Genomic DNA, 17,546 nt, shown 5'->3' on the forward strand with positions numbered 1-17,546 from the left:
CAAGATAGAGAGAGGAACTCCTCTCTCTATCTTCTTTTTATTGGGATGGCTTGCCCTGATGGAACAAGACGAAGGTTTTACCCTGATAGAACTGGTGATAGTAATCCTGTTACTCGGGATTCTGGCCGCCTTTGCCGTGCCCAAGTGGCTGGGCAAAGGCGGCTTTGAAACCCATACCCTGCGCGATGAGCTGGTGGCCCGGCTACGACTGGTGCAGACCATGAATATGAACGAGGGGACGGATCGCTGCACCCAGCTGGTGCTGGAGGCTAACCGCTTCGGTCACCTGACGCAGACCGGTAGCTGCAGTGCCAAACCCATCTCTAGCTGGAGTGCGGATGAGCAGAGCCGCGGCCGGGTGGTGAGCACCTCTGGCGCCGTTGTCCTGTCCCCCCCGGCGAGGTTCTCCTTCGATAAACGCAGTGGCCGCCCCTTGGGCTCTTGCGCCGCTGGTTGCGATCTGATTGTCACTGAGGGCGCTGAGCGTACCCTGCTGCGCATCGAGTCCGAAGGCTATATACATGCCCTCCCTTAACCCCTCCCGTGGTTTTACCCTGATCGAGTTTGTCGTCGGCATAGTGCTACTGGCGGTGGCTCTCACCGGGATCTTGAGTTTGTTGAATAGCCTGGCCCCTCAAAGTGTGGATCCGGTGCAGCAGGTGCGCGCCGCCCAATTGGCTCAACGCATCTTGAACGAGGTGCTGCAAAAGTCGTTCGATGAGCACTCGGATCACAACGGTGGGCGTTTCCGTTGCGGCGAGACGGCCGGTACTCCGCCGGTGGCTTACGCCGCCTGCACCGATACGGCCAGCTATGGCCCGGAAGCTGAGACCAGCGCCTATCAGTTCAACGATGTCGATGATTACCAGACCAGCGCCATCTGTTCCCGCCGTCTGGCCAACTGTGACGGTGACTGGGTGCCCGCTAACTACTTCAGTGCCCAGAGCGGACAGGGGGCCGATGAGAGCGAATACCGGCAGTATTGGATCCGGATCCGGGTGAGCAGGACGGATCTGACCCAGCCTGAGCTACCCGTCTGTAGCGGCACCTGCTCCATCGGCAAGCGCATCGAGCTGACCGTGCGGCTGCCGGATGCGAGCGAGGTGGCGTTTGCCCTCTATCGGGGGAATTACTGATGCGGCCGTCGTCGGGTTTTACGCTGGTCGAGCTGGTGATGGTGATCCTGCTGCTCGGCATCATGGCCATCTTCTCCAGCCAGTTTATCGGCATCGGCACCCAGATCTATGGCGATGCGAGTAGCCGCGAGCAGTTGATGAGCGATGCCCGCTTCGCGCTGGAGCGGCTCAATCGCGAGCTGCGCGATGCGGTGCCGGGCTCGGTACGGGTGGAGGACAGCCTTGGAAATGTGGTGGAGCAGGGCAACTGCCTGCGCTTCTGGCCCATTGCCACCGCCAGCCGCTATCTGAGCCCCAATGGGAGCGGCGGGCTGACTATCATCACCCCGGTTCGCCTCCCCGAGGTGGGTGAGCTGGCCATCGTCTACCCCCTTGCCAGCCCGGATCTCACCCTGGACCAGGGTTGTCTCTATGGCAACTGCGTCGCCAGGGTGACCTCAGTGGGTAGCCCCGTCTCGGGGGCGCTGCCGCTGGTGGTCGACAATGTCTTCACCAAAGATTCTCCGAGCTGGCGCATCTATTTCGCCAACCAGCAGGTGCGCTACTGCGTGATTGATTCAGTGTTGAACCGGAGCAGTGGCGCCATAGGCGTGAATATTGGCACTAGCACTCCCGCCCCGATGGCCGAGCATATCCGCCCGATCTCCTCTTACTTCTACCGGGATCCGGCGGCCTTCAGCCCGAGCGAGGTTGGGCTGAGGCTGATACTCGAGCAGCGCGGCGAGAGCGTCACCTTCAACCATCGGCTGGAGCCATTCAATGTCCCCTAGCGCCTTCCCTCCCGCCATGACGGCCCAACGGGGCAGCGCCATCATGATCGCGCTCTTCGTCATCGTCATCATGGCCCTGCTGGCGGCGGCCATGGGCCGCTTTCTGGTCGACAGCGGCGAGAAGAACACGGTCGAGGTGCGCGGTGTGCGGGCCCTGATGGCGGCCCAGAGCGGGTTGGAAATAGCCCTCTATCGGCTCTATCCCAACGATCACTGGACCGCCCAGCGGTGTGATGCACTGACCAGGACCGCCTTCCCTATCCCCGGGCTGGTGGATTGCCAGGTCAGCGTGACCTGTCAGCCCATCACCGCGAGTACGAACGGGATGACCAAGACCAGCTACCGGTTTCGCAGCGAAGGGCGCTGTGGCAATGCGGACCCGAACAGCCCAAGCCCGGATTTCGCCGTCAGCCGGACCCTGGTGGCGGAAGCCTTTGATGGAGTCAACCCATGATGGCCCGCTGGTTATTCGCCTTGTCTCTGGCATGGATGGCGACACCGGCCCTGGCCGCATTTGAGGCAATAGATACCGGGGCCATATTCCCGGCGGTGGTGCAGGGCCATCACGGTAACAGCAACGATACCTGCCATCAGATCAGTGGCGATCAGCTCTATCAGGTCAATAATCCGCAGATAAATGGCACCGGGGGCAAGGCGTTAAATTTCTGCTCAATCAACAAGGATCAGAACCATACCCCGCGTTGCGACAACGGTGTCGGGGGCTATCAGGCTTGTCAGGTGACGAAGGAGGACATTCGTGGGTTGCAGTTGTTCGGTCATAACCAGTTTCCCTCCATCGGTGCGACCAACTCGCTGATCTGCGAATCCGGGCAACAAACCGTCCCCCTCGGCCGCTATGGCACCATCACGGCTGAAAATTGTGTCCTGACCTTTCCCAGCCGCAGCGAGTACCTGCTGAGGAACGTCACGCTGAGAAACAATGCGACCCTGTTGCTCGGTGAGGGGGATTACTATATCGATCAACTGACGATAGATAATGGCGACATCAGGCTGACGGGGTCGGGACTGACACGTATCTTTATCAACCAGGACGTCAGGTTCTTGAACAACGTCAACGTCAACGCAGACAAGAAGGGCAGTCTGGTATGGGTTAACTACGACAACATGGTGCTCGACAACAGCACCAAGTTTTACGGTTATCTCTATACCGATAACAAGTTGACCATGAATAACCGTGCCGCCATTTATGGCCGTGTCACCGCCCGTTATCTGAGCATGGATGCGCAGTCCAGCATCAATGACTTCGAGTCGGTGCCCCCGGTAGGCATCCAGATCGATCACTTCGAATTCGATCACAGTGGCAACGCCCTGACCTGCAATCCGGAGACCCTGACCATACGCGCCTGTGCCAATGCATCCTGCAGTACAAGGGTCATGGATCCGGTGACTGCGACCCTGCTCCCGGTGACGAGTGCCAGTGGCGGCTGGGTGGGGGGCAACCAGGTGAGCTTCAGCGGCGGCACTGCCAACTACCAGCTGAGGCAGAACACGGCCGGTGCCGTGACTGTGGGGGTCAGTCATTCCACCCCGACGGCCAATGCTCCCACCCTGTGCCGGGCCGGGGGCGGTGCACTCAGCACCACCGCCTGTACCCTTAACTTTGCCGACAGCGGCTTCCTGTTCGATGTGCTGGACACTTACGCCAACAGGCCGCAGCAGGTACAGCTGAAGGCGGTGAAGAAAGACAGCGCGAGCCAGAAGTGCGTGCCCGGCTTTGCCGGCGTCAGCAAGCCGGTCAGCTTCTGGAGCGATTACGTCAGCCCGAGCGGCAACGGCTTTGGCAGCAAGGTGACGGTCAATGGCAACGCCATCGCGACGACCCAGGGGGCGGCCACCGCCAGCAACCTGAGCTTCGATGCCCAGGGGGAGGCGACCCTGACGGTCAATTATCCGGATGCGGGTCAGATGCAGCTCAACGCCCGCCACCAGGGCAGCGGCGACAGCGCCGGGCTGGTGATGACGGGGGGAGATCAGTTCATCAGCCGCCCGGTCGGGCTCTGCATCACGGCCCCGCAAGGGGCCTGCGCGGCGGGGGATATCAGCTGCCCGGTATTCAAGAAGACCGGTGAAGCCTTCCCGATCAGCCTTGGGGCCGTGGCCTGGCAGTCCGATAACGACGCCGATCTCTGCCGCGGCAATCTGGCGACCCCCAACTTTGCGCTTACCGGGATAGCGCTCGCTAGCCAGTTGGTTGCCCCCCAACCCGGGGTGGAGGCGGTCGTCGGTACGGCTAGCTACGACCATGCCATCACGACCGCCAGCAACCTCAACGTGGTCGGGCAGTCGGTCAACGAGGTCGGGGTGTTCCGGATGCAGGCGACCCCGCCAGCTGGCGGCTACTTCGGCTATACCATAACCCCCGCGCTCAGCGCGCCGCTGGGGCGCTTTATCCCGCTGGACTTCAATCTGGTCAGCGGAGACATAGCGCCGGCCTGTGGCGCCTTCAGTTATATGGGGCAGCCCTTCCTGACGCAGTTGCATATTGAGGCCCGCAACCAGCTCGGACGGGTCACTCAGAACTATAGAGAGAGCTTCGCCAAGGGCGATGCCTACCTGAGCACGGCCAACAACAGAGATGGGATAGCACTCTCTGCCCGGCTGCGCAGCCTGGGACCGCTGCCATGGGTGGCGGGGGGGGCTGATTTCAGCGGGCCGACCGAGTTTGCCCGCCTCTCCGATAGCCAGCCTGACGGCCCCTACCGCGAGCTGCTGTTTGGTCTCTATATGCAGGACAACGATGGCGGGCAGACGCTGATCGCGGCCCCCGATTTCAATGCCCAACAGGCCGGGACATGCAGCGGCTCGGGTTGCAACGCCAAGCAGATCGATGCCAGCCCCATGGAGGCCTATTTCGGGCGGGTGCTGGCCGGCACGGCGCAGGGGGTGGCGTCGGCGCCGCTGACGGTGCCGCTGCAACTGCAATATCACGAGGCAGGCAGCTGGCACCGGCAGTGGGCGGATCAATGTACCCGGCTCTCCCTGCTGGATGGAGGGTTCGAGTTTACCGATAGCAGCCAGAGCTTCGATACAGGGAGCGGCGATCTGACCCTGGACGAGAACACCAAGATCCGGCTCGGGCTTGGTCCGGTCGCGCCCGGCGCCATGACGGCGACGGTGCAGGATGGCGTCATCGCCTTGCAGCTGGCGGCCCCGGACCAGACGGTGCGCATTCCCTTCCGAATCGATCTGAGCAAGCAACCCGAGTCGGCGCTGCAACCAGGACGGCGGCCGCTCTGGCTTTCGGACCCCCAGAGTCTGGATGGCATGGCGATTTTTGGCATCGGTCGCGGCAATGACAGAATTATTTATCGGCGTGAGGTGATGCCCTGAAATTGATCTGTCGATGAGGATCGGGACCGTTTGGCCTGAGCTTGAGACTTATCTCCTTGTTTCGTAGAGTTTGTCTGCCTGAGCGGGTGAGTGATGACTCGCATTTTTGTCGCGCTTGATTGATTGGCGACAGTTTGAGCGCTTGCCCATTGAGGTGGGCATTGGTAAAGTTAGCCGGTTTTATGCACCTCCAAATTCTTAGGATTTCCCGTAGCCATGTTCAAAAAGCTCAGAGGCGTCTTTTCCAACGATCTGTCGATCGACTTGGGAACTGCCAACACCCTGATCTACGTAAAAGATCAAGGGATCGTCCTTAACGAACCCTCAGTTGTCGCCATTCGCCAAGAGCGCGGGAACGCCAAATCGGTCGCTGCCGTCGGTCATGCCGCCAAGCAGATGCTGGGTCGTACCCCAGGCAACATCTCCGCCATCCGTCCGATGAAAGACGGCGTCATCGCCGACTTCTACGTGACCGAGAAGATGCTGCAGCACTTCATCAAGCAGGTTCACGACAACAACTATTTCCGCCCCAGCCCCCGTGTGCTGGTGTGCGTGCCGTGCGGCTCCACTCAGGTCGAGCGCCGTGCCATCAAGGAATCCGCACTGGGCGCCGGTGCCCGTGAGGTCTACCTGATCGATGAACCCATGGCTGCCGCCATCGGTGCCGGCCTGCCGGTCTCCGAAGCGACCGGCTCCATGGTGGTGGACATCGGTGGTGGTACCACCGAGGTGGCCATCATCTCCCTGAACGGCGTGGTCTACTCCCAGTCCGTGCGCATCGGTGGCGACAAGTTTGACGAAGCCATCATCAGCTACGTGCGTCGCAACTATGGCAGCCTGATCGGGGAAGCCACCGCCGAGCGCATCAAGCACTCGATCGGCTCCGCCTATCCGGGCGAAGAGGTACGCGAGATCGAGGTGCGTGGTCGCAACCTGGCCGAAGGGGTGCCGCGCAGCTTCACCCTGAACTCCAACGAGATCCTGGAAGCGCTGCAAGAGCCGCTGTCCGGTATTGTCGCCGCCGTCATGGTCGCCCTGGAGCAGTCTCCGCCCGAGCTGGCGTCCGACATCTCCGAGCGCGGCATGGTGCTGACCGGTGGTGGTGCCCTGCTCAAGGACATCGACCGCCTGCTGATGGAAGAGACCGGTATCCCGGTCGTCGTGGCCGAAGATCCGCTCACCTGTGTCGCCCGCGGTGGCGGCAAGGCGCTGGAGCTGATCGATATGCACGGTGGCGATCTGTTCCACTACGAATAAGACCCAAAGCCGGCCAGCGTGCCGGCTCTTTTTTGACGACTCATGAAACCCATTTTTGGTAGAGGCCCTTCGCTTCAGTTACGGTTGTTTCTCGCCGTCATCATCTCTGTTGCTGCCATCGTCGCGGACTCCCGCTTCGGTGTGTTTACCCATGTCCGCGTTTATCTGAGCTCGCTGGTCAGCCCGCTGCAATACATCGCCAACGCCCCCGGCACCCTGCTCGATACCATGTCGACCCAGGTGCAGACCCGCTCCAGCCTCATCGAACAGACCAAGCAGCAGGAACAACAGCTGTTCACCCTGCGCTCGCGCCTGCTCAAGCTGGATCAGCTGGAGCACGAGAACCAGCGGCTGCGTGAGCTGCTCGGTTCGCCGGTGCACAAGGAGTCCCGCAAGATGGTGGCCGAGCTGCTGTCGGTGGATTCCGACCCCTTCAGCCATCAGGTGCTGATCAACAAGGGGGCGCTGGACGGCGTCTATAACGGCCAGCCGGTGATCAACGATCAGGGGGTGATTGGTCAGGTGCTGCACGTGGGTTCCACCACCAGCCGCGTCCTGCTGGTCACCGACTCCAGCCACGGCATCCCGGTGCGGGTGCTGCGCAACGATCTGCGCGCCATCGCCTCCGGCAGTGGCGAACTCGACAAGCTCGAGCTGCGCAACCTGCCGCGCAATACCGATGTGCAGGTCGGCGATCTGCTGGTGACCTCGGGTCTCGGCGGTCGTTTCCCGGAAGGCTACCCGGTGGCGACCGTGACTCGCTCCGACTATGTGGAGGGCAAGCCCTTCGCCCAGGTCGAAGCCAAGCCGCTGGTGGAGCTGGACCGATTGCGCTACCTGCTGCTGCTGTGGACCGACAAGAAGCCGGAAGTGCACGACAATGATGCCCTGGCACCGGCTCAGGCGCCAGCTCCGGCGGCGTCCGCGGCGACGGCCACCTCGGCGGCGGGAGCGACGCGCTGATGCTGCAACCCGCCAGTGGCAGGATCTGGATCTGGGTCTCGATCCTGCTGGCTCTGTGCCTGTCGATCCTGCCGCTCCCCTTTCAATTCGAACCCTTCCGGCCGGACTGGCTCGCCATGGTGCTCATCTACTGGGCGCTGGCGTTGCCGCACCGGGCCAACGTCGGCACCGCCTGGGTGGCGGGCCTGCTGCTGGACGTGCTGCTCGGCAGCACGCTCGGGGTGCGGGCCATGGCCATGGCCATCACCACCTATCTGGCGGCCTTCCAGTTCCAGAAGATCCGCAACTTCTCCCTTTGGCAGCAGGCGCTGATCATCGGCCTGCTCTCGCTGGTGGGCAAGATCACCGTGTTCTGGGCCGAGCACCTGTTCAGCCGTGCCAGCCTCAATTTCGCCTATTTTTGGTCGACCCTGACGACGATGCTAATATGGCCCTGGATCTTTATGGTCTTGCGCAAGGTGCGCCGTCACTTCAATATTAAGTGAACATGAGCAAAAACAACGGATTGTAACTGCGTCTCATCTCATTGAGTGAATATGAACAAGCACAACGAACTACAACTCTATCTCGCCTCGGGCTCCCCCCGTCGGCACGAATTATTGACCCGCCTGGGCTACCGTTTCGAGGTGCTCAGGCTGGATGTTCCCGAGCAACGGGAAGCGGGCGAGAAGCCCCAGGATTATGTCTGCCGGCTCGCCCGTGACAAGGCGATGGCCGGGGTGGCCGCCGCCCCGACCGCGCTGCCGGTGCTGGGCGCCGACACCATAGTGGTGCTGGGGGATCGGGTGCTGGAGAAACCCTCCGATCTGCTCGACGCCAAAGACATGCTGGAGGCGCTCTCCGGCAAGGTACATCAGGTGATGACGGCGGTGGCGTTGGCCACCCCGGAGCGCTGCGACGTGCGGCTGGTCACCACCAACGTGGCGTTTCGCAAGCTGGACGAGGCCGAGATCGAGGCCTACTGGCGCACCGGTGAGCCCTGCGACAAGGCCGGCGCCTATGCCATTCAGGGCATCGCCGGCAAGTTTGTCAGCCGGCTCGAGGGGAGCTACAGCGCCGTGGTCGGCCTGCCCCTGCTGGAAACGGATCTGCTGATCCGCCAGCAGCTCGAACAGAGCCGATAACCCGCCCCAGCGGTCTCCTGCTGCGTTACCACCTGCGTTGCGCGTGCCCTGCCGGACTGGCAGTCAGAATTCAAAACTAGAAAGGCAAGGTAACTTATGTCAGTCGAACTGCTGGTGAACGTCACCCCCTCCGAAACCCGGGTCGCCCTGGTCGAGAACGGCCTGCTGCAGGAAGTGCATGTAGAGCGTCAGGCCAAGCGCGGCATAGTGGGCAACATCTACAAGGGCAAGATCAGCCGGGTGCTGCCCGGCATGCAGGCCGCCTTCGTCGACATCGGCATGGACAAGGCCGCCTTCCTGCACGCCTCCGACATAGTGCCGCACACCGAGTGCGTGGCGGTGAAGGAGAAGGAGCAGTTCCAGGCCGGCAACATCGCCGAGCTGGTGCGCCAGGGTCAAGACATCATGGTGCAGGTGGTCAAGGATCCGCTGGGTACCAAGGGTGCCCGCCTCACCACCGACATCACCCTGCCCTCCCGCTATCTGGTGTTTATGCCGGGCAGCGCTCACGTCGGCGTCTCCCAACGCATCGAATCGGAAGCGGAGCGCGAGCGCCTCAAGCGCACCGTAGCGGGCTACGTGGATGATCTCGGCGGTTACATCATCCGCACCGCCGCCGAAGGGGTGGGGGAGCAGGAGCTGGAGCAGGACGCCGCCTTCCTCAAGCGGCTGTGGCGCAAGATCCTGGAGCGCAAGCAGAAGTACCCGCCCTGCAAGATCCTCTACGAGGATCCCAGCCTGGCCTTCCGGGTGGTGCGTGACTTCGTCGGCGCCGAGCTCGACAAGATCCGGGTCGACTCGCGCCAGAGCTTCGAGCTGCTCTCGCATTTCACCGGGGAGTATGTGCCCGAGCTCGCGAACAAGCTGGAGTACTACTCCGGCGAGTCGCCCATATTCGATCTCTACGACGTGGAGAACGAGATCCAGCGCGCCCTTGAGCGCAAGGTGGAGCTGAAATCCGGCGGCTACCTCATCATCGACCAGACCGAAGCCATGACCACGGTGGACATCAACACCGGCGCCTTCGTCGGCCACCGCAATCTGGAAGAGACCATCTTCAACACCAACGTCGAGGCGACCGCCGCCATCGCCCGCCACCTGCGGCTGCGCAACCTCGGTGGCATCATCATCATCGACTTCATCGACATGCAGTCGGAGGATCACCGCCGTCGGGTACTGCACAGCCTGGAGCTGGCGCTGGCCAAGGACAGGGCCAAGACCAACGTCAACGGCTTCTCCCAGCTCGGGCTGGTGGAGATGACCCGCAAGCGCACCCGTGAGAGCCTGGAGCATGTGCTCTGCTCCGAGTGCCCGGAGTGCAAGGGCCGTGGCCGGGTCAAGACGGTGGAGTCGGTCTGCTTCGAGATCCTGCGGGAGATCATCCGGGTCAACCGCGCCTACGATGCGGATCAGTTCACCGTCTACGCGGCCCCCTCGGTGGCCGACTACCTGCGGGGCGAGGAATCACACAGTCTGGCCGAGCTGGAAGTCTTCATCGGCAAACAGGTCAGGGTGGTGACTGAGCCGCTCTGTGGGCAGGAACAATTCGATGTGGTGATGATGTAATTGGTCTACCGCTGGCTGAGTCGGGGCTGGTTAGCCCTCGGGGTCTTCTTCGTGCTGCTGGCCATCCTGGTCAGCCTGGTACGCCTTGGCGGCCCCCTGCTCAACCAGCATCGCCAGGCGCTGATCGCCAGCCTGCTCGGCAACAGTCAGCTGGAGGTCAGTGTCGAGCACGTCGGCCTGGACTGGACCCAGCGCGGGCCGGCCCTCGAGCTGCAAGGACTCGCCATCGCACCCGATTCGGGGCGTTTCTCCCTGCGCCTCGGCAAGGTGTGGGCCCACCTCGACTTCTGGCGCTCCCTCAACGAGTGGAAGCCGGTGTTCGGCCAACTGCTGCTGAGCGACGGCGACATAGCGCTGGATCTGGCCCAGCCGGCAGAGCCGGCGGGCGAGAAAAATCCGAACCAGCAGGCAGCCCTGCTGCGCTTCCTGCTGACCCAGCTCTCCACCTTCGACATTCATGACACCCGCCTGAGCGTGACCACGGCGCTGGGTGAGGTGCGCGCCCTCAACATCGCCCAGCTGCGCTGGCAGAACCGCGGCCAGCGTCACCAGGGCGTGGGCAAGGCCTATCTCATCAACGGGGTGGGCGAGAGCGCCATCGATCTCATCCTGGACGTAGACGCCCCCGCGACGCGGTTCGGCAGCCTCAGTGGCCAGCTCTATCTGGGGGCCAGCGAGCTCGACATCAGCCCCATGCTGGCCAGGATCCACAGCGGCGAGCCCAAGGTGACGGGCCAGCTCGACTTCCAGCTGTGGAGCAACTTTGCCAACGGTCAGCTGGGGGACTCGCTGCTGGCCTTTGGCAACAACCATCTGATCTGGAAGGACGAGGTCAAGGGAGAGCCACACCGGCTCGATCTGCGCGGCGGCAAGATCCAGCTGCGGCGGTCGGGGGAGGAGTGGCAGCTCGCCAGCCATGATGTGATCTTCAAGCTCGATGGCGCGACCTGGCTGCACAGCCGGCTGCAGCTCGAGCGGGTGGGCGAACGCATCCAGGGCTATGTGCCCGCCATCGACATCAGCCAGATCGCCAGCCTGAGCCAGCTGGTCTCGGGTCTCTATCCCCGCCTGACTGAGACCCTCAAGCGCACCCAGCCCAAGGGCAAGTTGCAGGATCTGATCCTGCAGGCGGATGCGAACTGGCAGGGGCTCTCCCTCGCCGGACGGCTCGCGGGCTTCGAGATGAAGGCCTGGCGGGATGTGCCTGGCCTGCAGAACCTGGACGGCGAATTCTGGCTGACCCCGGCGGGCGGCGGCGCCCGCCTGGGCCTCGGCAAGGGCAAGGTGGATCCGGCGCGCCACTTCAAGGAGCCGATCCCGGTCGACAGCCTGGCGGCGCGGCTGGATTGGTGGCAGACGCCGGCAGGCTGGGTGCTCTATGGCCAGGACATCGCCTTGGACAACCCGGATCTGCGCCTCGCCAGCCGCTTCCGGCTCGATCTGTTCGAGCACCCCTTCCTCGCCCTGACCGGCCGCATCGACGTCAAGAACGCGGGCCATGCCTATCGCTATTACCCGCTGGCCGTGATGAGTGACGGCCTGGTGAACTACCTGAGCGGTGCCATCAAGGGGGGCCAGGCCAAGGGCGCCGACCTGCTCTGGTACGGCGAGTTCAGGGACTTCCCCTACGATCAGGGCGCCGGCGTCTTCCAGGTGGCGGTGCCGCTCGAGAAGGCGACCTTCCAGTTCTTCCCCGGTTGGCAACCGCTCACCGACCTGCAGATCGATCTGCTGTTCCAGAACGCCAGCCTTGACATGAACAGCCGCTCCACCCGGCTCGGCAAAGCCGGCTCCGACTCGGTGCATGCCTGGATCCCGACGCTGGCCCCGGGCGCCCATCTCTACGTGGACGCCAGGGTCGCCGGCGAGGGCAAGGCCATCAGCGACTATCTGCAGGATTCGCCGATGGGCAACTCCGTCGGCCAGGCGCTGCGGGAGATCGAGATCCGCGGGCCCATGAAGGGCACGGTCAAGCTGGATATTCCGCTCGGCGGCAAGGGCGAGGTCAAGGCCAGCGGAGATGCCTTGTTCCACAACAACAAGGTCAGGATCGCCGCCCTCGACATGCCGCTGGAGCGGGTCGATGGCCGACTGCTGTATGACAACGAACACACCCGCTTCAGCAATCTCAAGGCCAGCCTGTGGGATCAGCCGCTGACCCTGGATTACCAGGGCAAGCAGTTGCCGAACCGCTACCAGGTCGATCTCAAGTTCAAGGGGCAGTGGGACAGCAGTCGCCAACGCCGCGACATCCCCGCCCTCGAGCTGCTCAAGGGGCGCAGCAACTGGACTGGCGCCCTGGGGCTGACGCTGCCCAATGACAAGCCGTTCAGCTTCCAGCTGGCGCTGGACTCCAACCTGCAGGGGATGGGGCTGGATCTGCCGTTCCCCCTCGCCAAGACGGCCGACAGCCAGCTCCCGCTCAAGGTCACGGTGCGAGGCCGCGACGGCGCCGCCGATATTCGCGGCGTGCTGGGGAACGATGTGGACATGCAGAGCCGGCTGGTTTACGGCGAGGGCACGCCCTACCTCAGCCGGGTGCGGGTCGACGTCGGCCAGCCGGGGGCCAGGGTGTTGCAGGACAAGCCCATGCTGCTGGTCATCAACCAGCCGCATGCGGACGTGGGTGGCTGGCTGGCGCGGCTCAAGCGCTGGCTGCCGAGCCAGGCCGAGAGCGGCAATGCGGTGGTCGGCCCCTCCTTCCTGCCGCAGGAGTGGTGGGTGGATGGCCAGCTGGCCAGGGCCGATATCGGCAGCGCCAACATCAAGGCGGTGCGCTTCACCGTGGGCCCGGTCCGCCAGGCCACCGAGGTGATGATCGACAGCCCGGATGTGATGGGGGTGGTGCGCATCCCCGTCGCCGGCCAACAGCCCATCGACGCCAAATTCGCCAGGATCTACTGGTCCGGCAAGGGATCGGACCTCAGCCCGGAGCCGGATGCCCGGCAGGACAAGGCCATCATGGACGCCATCCCCTGGCTCAACTTCAGCTGTGTGGACTGCCGTTTCGGCACCCTGCCGCTGGGGGAGCTGAAAGGCGAACTGGTGCCCGGCGTCAACCAGCTGGCCCTCAAGGGGCTGGAGATGAAGCTCGCCGGCAGCACCCTGAGCGGGAACGCCGAATGGCTGGCGCTACCCGGCCAGATGCAGACCAGGGCCCGGCTCAAGCTCAACACCCAGAACAGCGAGCTGTTGCTGCAGCGACTCGGCTTCACCTCGCCCATCGGCGATGCGCCGGGCAAGCTGGCGCTGGATCTGAACTGGCGTGACGTTCCCTACCGGCTGGATCTGCCGACCCTGGGGGGTACCGCCGACTATCAGCTGGAAGGCGGCACCCTGCGGGAGGTCAACGACAAGGGGGCCCGCCTGCTCTCCCTGCTCAGCCTGGATTCGTTGCTGCGCAAGCTGCGGCTCGATTTCCGCGATGTGTTCGACAAGGGCTTCTACTTCGAATCCATGTCCGCCTCCGCCAAGATCAAGCAGGGGGTGGTGGACAACAACGACTTCTACATGAAGGGGGCGGCGGGCAACCTGCGCGGTGAGGGCATCGCCGATCTGGTGCGCTGGCGACTCGATTACGATCTGAGCTTCTCCCCGAATCTGGGGGGCACCCTGCCGGTGGTGGCCGCCTTCTCGCTGACCCCGATCACCGGGCTCTATGTGCTGGCGCTCTCCAAGCTGCTGGAGCCGGTGGTGGACGTGGTGACCCGCATCGACTTCCGGGTCTCGGGCCCGCTGGATGATCCCAAGCTGATCGAGGCGGGGCGGGACAAGGCGCGCATCAAGCTCAACCAGCAGCAGAAGCAGGCGGTGGATGCGGTGGCTCCCAGCCTGCCCGCCGAGGAGGTCACCCCCTTCCTGCTGACCCCCAAGCATACCGGACCCGGTCAGCGCTGAGGCGGGTAGGGGTCTTCAATCACAAGGAGTGAGCCATGATCCGACACATTCTGCTGATCACCTTCAAGAGAGAGGTCCAGGCCGACGGTATCGCGGCTGTCAGGGCAGCCTTTCTCGACATCCCGGCCAAGGTCAGTGGCGTGGTAGCCGTCGAGTGGGGCCAGGATGACAGCCCAGAAGGGCGCGCCGAAGGCTTCACCCACAGCGTGCTGATGACCTTCGCCGACGAGGCCGCCCGCCAGTGTTACCTGCCCCATCCGGCTCATGCTGCTCTCAAGGCCCTCTTTCACCCCGTGCTGGCACGTATCATAGTGCTGGATTACACCCTGCAAGCCGGGGATGCGGTCCTTGCAAAGGAGCCGTCGTGATGGTTGATGAGCGTTGCCCTGCTATTCCGCTACTTCAACGTGCTCTGCTGCAAGCCGTGATTGAGCATGGCGCGGCTCACCCTGCCATAGACGCTGGAGTGGTGGTTGGGTCACTCGCCAAGGGCAAGGCCGACAGGGTGTCCGATGTCGATGTCTTGTTGCTGGCTACGCCGGGTTTTCACAATCAGGCGGCATCACTGGTGCGGTCTATTGTGGGTGAGCGCGAAGTATTTCACTGCTGGCAGGGAAAGCATGAAGAGGTTTGTTCCTACTGGCGTTATATCTTCTATGACATGTCCAGCATAGAGATCCACATCCTCGATAGTGGCACCGAGTTTCCTCTTGCCAAGCCTTACTTGCCTCTCTTCGATAAAACATCTTGTCTACCGGGGTTGGAGGTAGGAGGCACGGCGCCAAGTCACTGTGATTTTCCAGCCTATATCGCCGATGGCGATGGTTTGGTATGGGAATTGTTTGATTGCCTTAAATGGGCCCAAAGGGGCCAACGAGATCTGGTCCGACACCATCTTCGCAAACTGTTGAGCAAAATGGATAAAGACCCGAATATCAGGACTGCCATCAACGCCGACAAGGAGTGAGTCATGTGGTTAGCTGCAATACAGCTGGTGTCCGGTCGGCACTGGCAGGATAACCGGGAGCAGATCGCCGCCGAGCTGGCGGCCCTGCCCAAAGCGCGCCCCTTGCTGGTGCTGCTGCCGGAAAACTTCGCCCTGTTTGGCGAACGCCAGGGCTATCTGGACAACGCCGAAGCGATCGGTGAGGGGCCCATCCAGCAACAGCTGGCCCTGTGGGCCCGGGAGCAGGGGATCTGGCTGGTGGCCGGCGCCATGCCCACCCGCATCCCCGGCTCGAGCCATATCCACACCAGCTCGCTGGTGTTCGATCCCAACGGGGATCTCAAGGGCCATTACCACAAGATCCACCTGTTCGACGTGGACGTGGCCGACAACCAGGGCCGCTACCGGGAGTCGGAGACCTTCAGCCCCGGCCAGGATCCCGTGTTGGTGGATTCCCCCTTTGGTCCCCTCGGCCTCTCTATCTGTTATGATCTGCGCTTCCCCGAGCTCTATCGTCGGCTGAGCCGCGCCGGTGCCCGGGTGCTGCTGGTGCCGGCGGCCTTCACCGCCGTGACCGGCGAGGCGCACTGGGAGCCGCTGCTGCGGGCCCGCGCCATCGAGAACCAGTGCTATGTGGTGGCCGCCAATCAGGGCGGCAGCCATGAGACGGGGCGCCAGACCTGGGGCCACAGCATGGTGATCGATCCCTGGGGCCGGGTGCTGGCCTGTCAGCCATCGGGCCGTGCGACCGTGCTGGCGAAGATGGATCCCGCCCTCGGCGAGGAGCTGGCGCGGACCATGCCGGTGCTGCAACACGCCCGATTGCTGTAGGTCTGCATGGGTTCGATTAGCCGCATGGCGGCGCAATCGGACTAGCGCGAAACGGCCGCATCGAGAGTTCGTGAATACCCTTGCATATGGCACACATGACGTTCGATTGCGCGTCGCGAATCGAACCTACTTTGCCCTTTCTCGTTGAGACAGGGGATTTTATTACGACATCTCCCAGCGAGAATGGAGAACAAGATTGAGTCTATTGAGCCAGGTTAGTGCCTCATTGTTGGCCCCGAACGACCTCGATGAAGGACGGCTGCAGCAACTGCTCGGCAGCCTGATGAGCCATCAGGTGGAGTTCGGCGACCTCTATTTCCAGCGCAGCTGGCACGAGTCCTGGATGCTGGAAGATGGCATCGTCAAGGATGGCAGCTACAACATCGACCAGGGGGTCGGGGTGCGCGCCGTCAGCGGCGAGAAGACCGGCTTCGCCTACTCCGACGAGCTGAGCCTGCTGGCGCTGCAACAGTCGGTCACCGCCGCCCGTGGTATCGCCGCCGCCGGCGCCCAGGGCAAGGTGAAGGCCTGGGCTCGCACCGAAGCAAACCTGCTCTATCCGGCCATGGATCCGCTGCAGACCCTCGACAAGTACCAGAAGATCGCGCTGCTTGAGCAGATGGACAAGTTTGCCCGCAGCCTGGATCCCGCCATCAATCAGGTGATGGCCTCCATCAGCGGTGTCTATGAAGAGATACTGGTGGCCGCCACCGATGGCACGCTCGCCGCCGACGTGCGCCCGCTGGTGCGGCTGTCGGTGACCGTCATCGCCGAGAAGGGGGATCGCCGTGAGCGCGGCAGCGCCGGCGGCGGTGGCCGCTGCGGTTATGACCATTTCCTGGAGCTGGACGGGCTGGAGAGCCGGGCCTTCGGCTATGTGCGCGAGGCGGTGCGTCAGGCGCTGGTCAACCTCGAGGCCATAGATGCCCCGGCCGGCACCATGCCGGTGGTGCTCGGCGCCGGCTGGCCCGGTGTGCTGCTGCACGAGGCGGTGGGGCACGGCCTGGAGGGGGACTTCAACCGCAAGGGCTCGTCCGCCTTCGCCGGCCGCATCGGCGAGCAGGTTGCCTCCAAGCACTGCACCATAGTCGATGACGGTACCCTGGTGGGCCGACGCGGCTCCGTTAGCATCGATGACGAGGGCACGCCGGGCGGTTACAACGTGCTGATCGAGAACGGTATTCTCAAGGGCTACCTGCAGGATAAGCAGAACGCCCGGCTGATGGGGGTACCGCTCACCGGCAACGGTCGTCGCGAATCCTATGCCGCCCTGCCGATGCCGCGGATGACCAACACCTATATGCTGGCGGGTCAGTACGATCCGGCGGAGATCATCGCCTCGGTGAAGAAGGGCATCTATGCCCCCAACTTCGGCGGCGGTCAGGTGGACATCACCTCCGGCAAGTTCGTCTTCTCCGCCTCCGAGGCCTACCTCATCGAGGATGGCAAGATCACCGCCCCCATCAAGGGCGCCACGCTCATCGGCAACGGCCCAGAGGCCATGCGCCAGGTCTCCATGGTGGGCCACGATCTGGCATTGGATCGCGGGGTCGGGGTCTGTGGCAAGGAGGGCCAGAGCGTCCCGGTCGGGGTCGGCCAGCCGACCCTCAAGCTGGATCAGCTGACCGTGGGCGGTACCCAGTAACGGGTCACCCAGTCCATATCCGATCAAAAAAGACCCCGGCCAGTGCCGGGGTTTTTTATT

At 63.2% G+C, this 17,546-nt stretch carries 15 protein-coding genes; all 15 read left to right on the top strand.

Annotation, left to right across the window (positions count from 1 at the left end; all coding sequences use genetic code 11):
* The first annotated feature begins 58 nt into the window (after nucleotides 1–58).
* The 15 genes from EL255_RS01570 (at nucleotide 59) to tldD (ending at nucleotide 17,486) form a co-directional block, all read left to right on the top strand.
* Complete coding sequence (locus EL255_RS01570; RefSeq protein ID WP_042651879.1) at nucleotides 59–535, top strand: pilus assembly FimT family protein; 477 nt, start codon at nucleotides 59–61, stop codon at nucleotides 533–535.
* Entirely contained in the window at nucleotides 522–1,136 is a 615-nt protein-coding gene (locus tag EL255_RS01575; RefSeq protein ID WP_042651880.1) for a prepilin-type N-terminal cleavage/methylation domain-containing protein, read from the top strand. The genes EL255_RS01570 and EL255_RS01575 overlap by 14 nt, the downstream gene beginning before the upstream one ends.
* Nucleotides 1,136–1,906, top strand: coding sequence for a PilW family protein (locus EL255_RS01580; RefSeq protein ID WP_042651881.1), 771 nt, complete (start codon nucleotides 1,136–1,138; stop codon nucleotides 1,904–1,906). The genes EL255_RS01575 and EL255_RS01580 overlap by 1 nt, the downstream gene beginning before the upstream one ends.
* A gap of 43 nt (nucleotides 1,907–1,949) precedes the next feature.
* The gene (locus EL255_RS01585; RefSeq protein ID WP_042652176.1) at nucleotides 1,950–2,360 is read left to right on the top strand and encodes a hypothetical protein; all 411 of its coding nucleotides are present in this window, start codon (nucleotides 1,950–1,952) and stop codon (nucleotides 2,358–2,360) included.
* Entirely contained in the window at nucleotides 2,360–5,257 is a 2,898-nt protein-coding gene (locus EL255_RS01590) for a DUF6701 domain-containing protein (RefSeq protein ID WP_042652177.1), read from the top strand. The genes EL255_RS01585 and EL255_RS01590 overlap by 1 nt, the downstream gene beginning before the upstream one ends.
* Nucleotides 5,258–5,473: 216 nt before the next feature.
* Nucleotides 5,474–6,514: a rod shape-determining protein gene (locus EL255_RS01595; protein WP_042651882.1), complete on the top strand. Its 1,041-nt coding sequence runs from the start codon at nucleotides 5,474–5,476 to the stop codon at nucleotides 6,512–6,514.
* A 42-nt stretch (nucleotides 6,515–6,556) separates the two neighbouring features.
* Nucleotides 6,557–7,477 (top strand): rod shape-determining protein MreC, encoded by a 921-nt coding sequence (gene mreC, locus EL255_RS01600; RefSeq protein WP_042651883.1) that lies wholly within the window; start codon nucleotides 6,557–6,559, stop codon nucleotides 7,475–7,477.
* Nucleotides 7,477–7,962: a rod shape-determining protein MreD gene (gene mreD / locus EL255_RS01605; RefSeq protein ID WP_033131672.1), complete on the top strand. Its 486-nt coding sequence runs from the start codon at nucleotides 7,477–7,479 to the stop codon at nucleotides 7,960–7,962. Before mreC ends, mreD begins: the two co-directional genes overlap by 1 nt.
* A 51-nt stretch (nucleotides 7,963–8,013) precedes the next feature.
* Nucleotides 8,014–8,601, top strand: coding sequence for a Maf family protein (locus tag EL255_RS01610; RefSeq protein WP_042651884.1), 588 nt, complete (start codon nucleotides 8,014–8,016; stop codon nucleotides 8,599–8,601).
* A 96-nt stretch (nucleotides 8,602–8,697) separates the two neighbouring features.
* Nucleotides 8,698–10,167 carry a ribonuclease G gene (rng, locus tag EL255_RS01615; RefSeq protein ID WP_042651885.1) on the top strand — a complete coding sequence of 490 codons (1,470 nt, stop codon included), beginning with the start codon at nucleotides 8,698–8,700 and terminating at the stop codon, nucleotides 10,165–10,167.
* Nucleotides 10,168–14,064, top strand: a complete 3,897-nt coding sequence (locus tag EL255_RS01620; protein WP_042651886.1) for a YhdP family protein — start codon at nucleotides 10,168–10,170, stop codon at nucleotides 14,062–14,064.
* A gap of 35 nt (nucleotides 14,065–14,099) precedes the next feature.
* Nucleotides 14,100–14,432, top strand: a complete 333-nt coding sequence (locus EL255_RS01625) for a Dabb family protein (protein ID WP_042651887.1) — start codon at nucleotides 14,100–14,102, stop codon at nucleotides 14,430–14,432.
* Nucleotides 14,432–15,031, top strand: coding sequence for a hypothetical protein (locus tag EL255_RS01630; protein ID WP_042651888.1), 600 nt, complete (start codon nucleotides 14,432–14,434; stop codon nucleotides 15,029–15,031). Before EL255_RS01625 ends, EL255_RS01630 begins: the two co-directional genes overlap by 1 nt.
* A gap of 3 nt (nucleotides 15,032–15,034) precedes the next feature.
* The gene (locus tag EL255_RS01635) at nucleotides 15,035–15,841 is read left to right on the top strand and encodes a carbon-nitrogen hydrolase family protein (protein WP_042651889.1); all 807 of its coding nucleotides are present in this window, start codon (nucleotides 15,035–15,037) and stop codon (nucleotides 15,839–15,841) included.
* Between the two features lie 196 nt (nucleotides 15,842–16,037).
* On the top strand, nucleotides 16,038–17,486 hold the full coding sequence (tldD, locus tag EL255_RS01640) for a metalloprotease TldD (protein ID WP_042651890.1): 1,449 nt from the start codon (nucleotides 16,038–16,040) through the stop codon (nucleotides 17,484–17,486).
* The last annotated feature ends 60 nt before the right edge of the window (nucleotides 17,487–17,546 follow it).

It is taken from the genome of Aeromonas encheleia (assembly GCF_900637545.1).
Lineage (GTDB): Bacteria > Pseudomonadota > Gammaproteobacteria > Enterobacterales > Aeromonadaceae > Aeromonas > Aeromonas encheleia.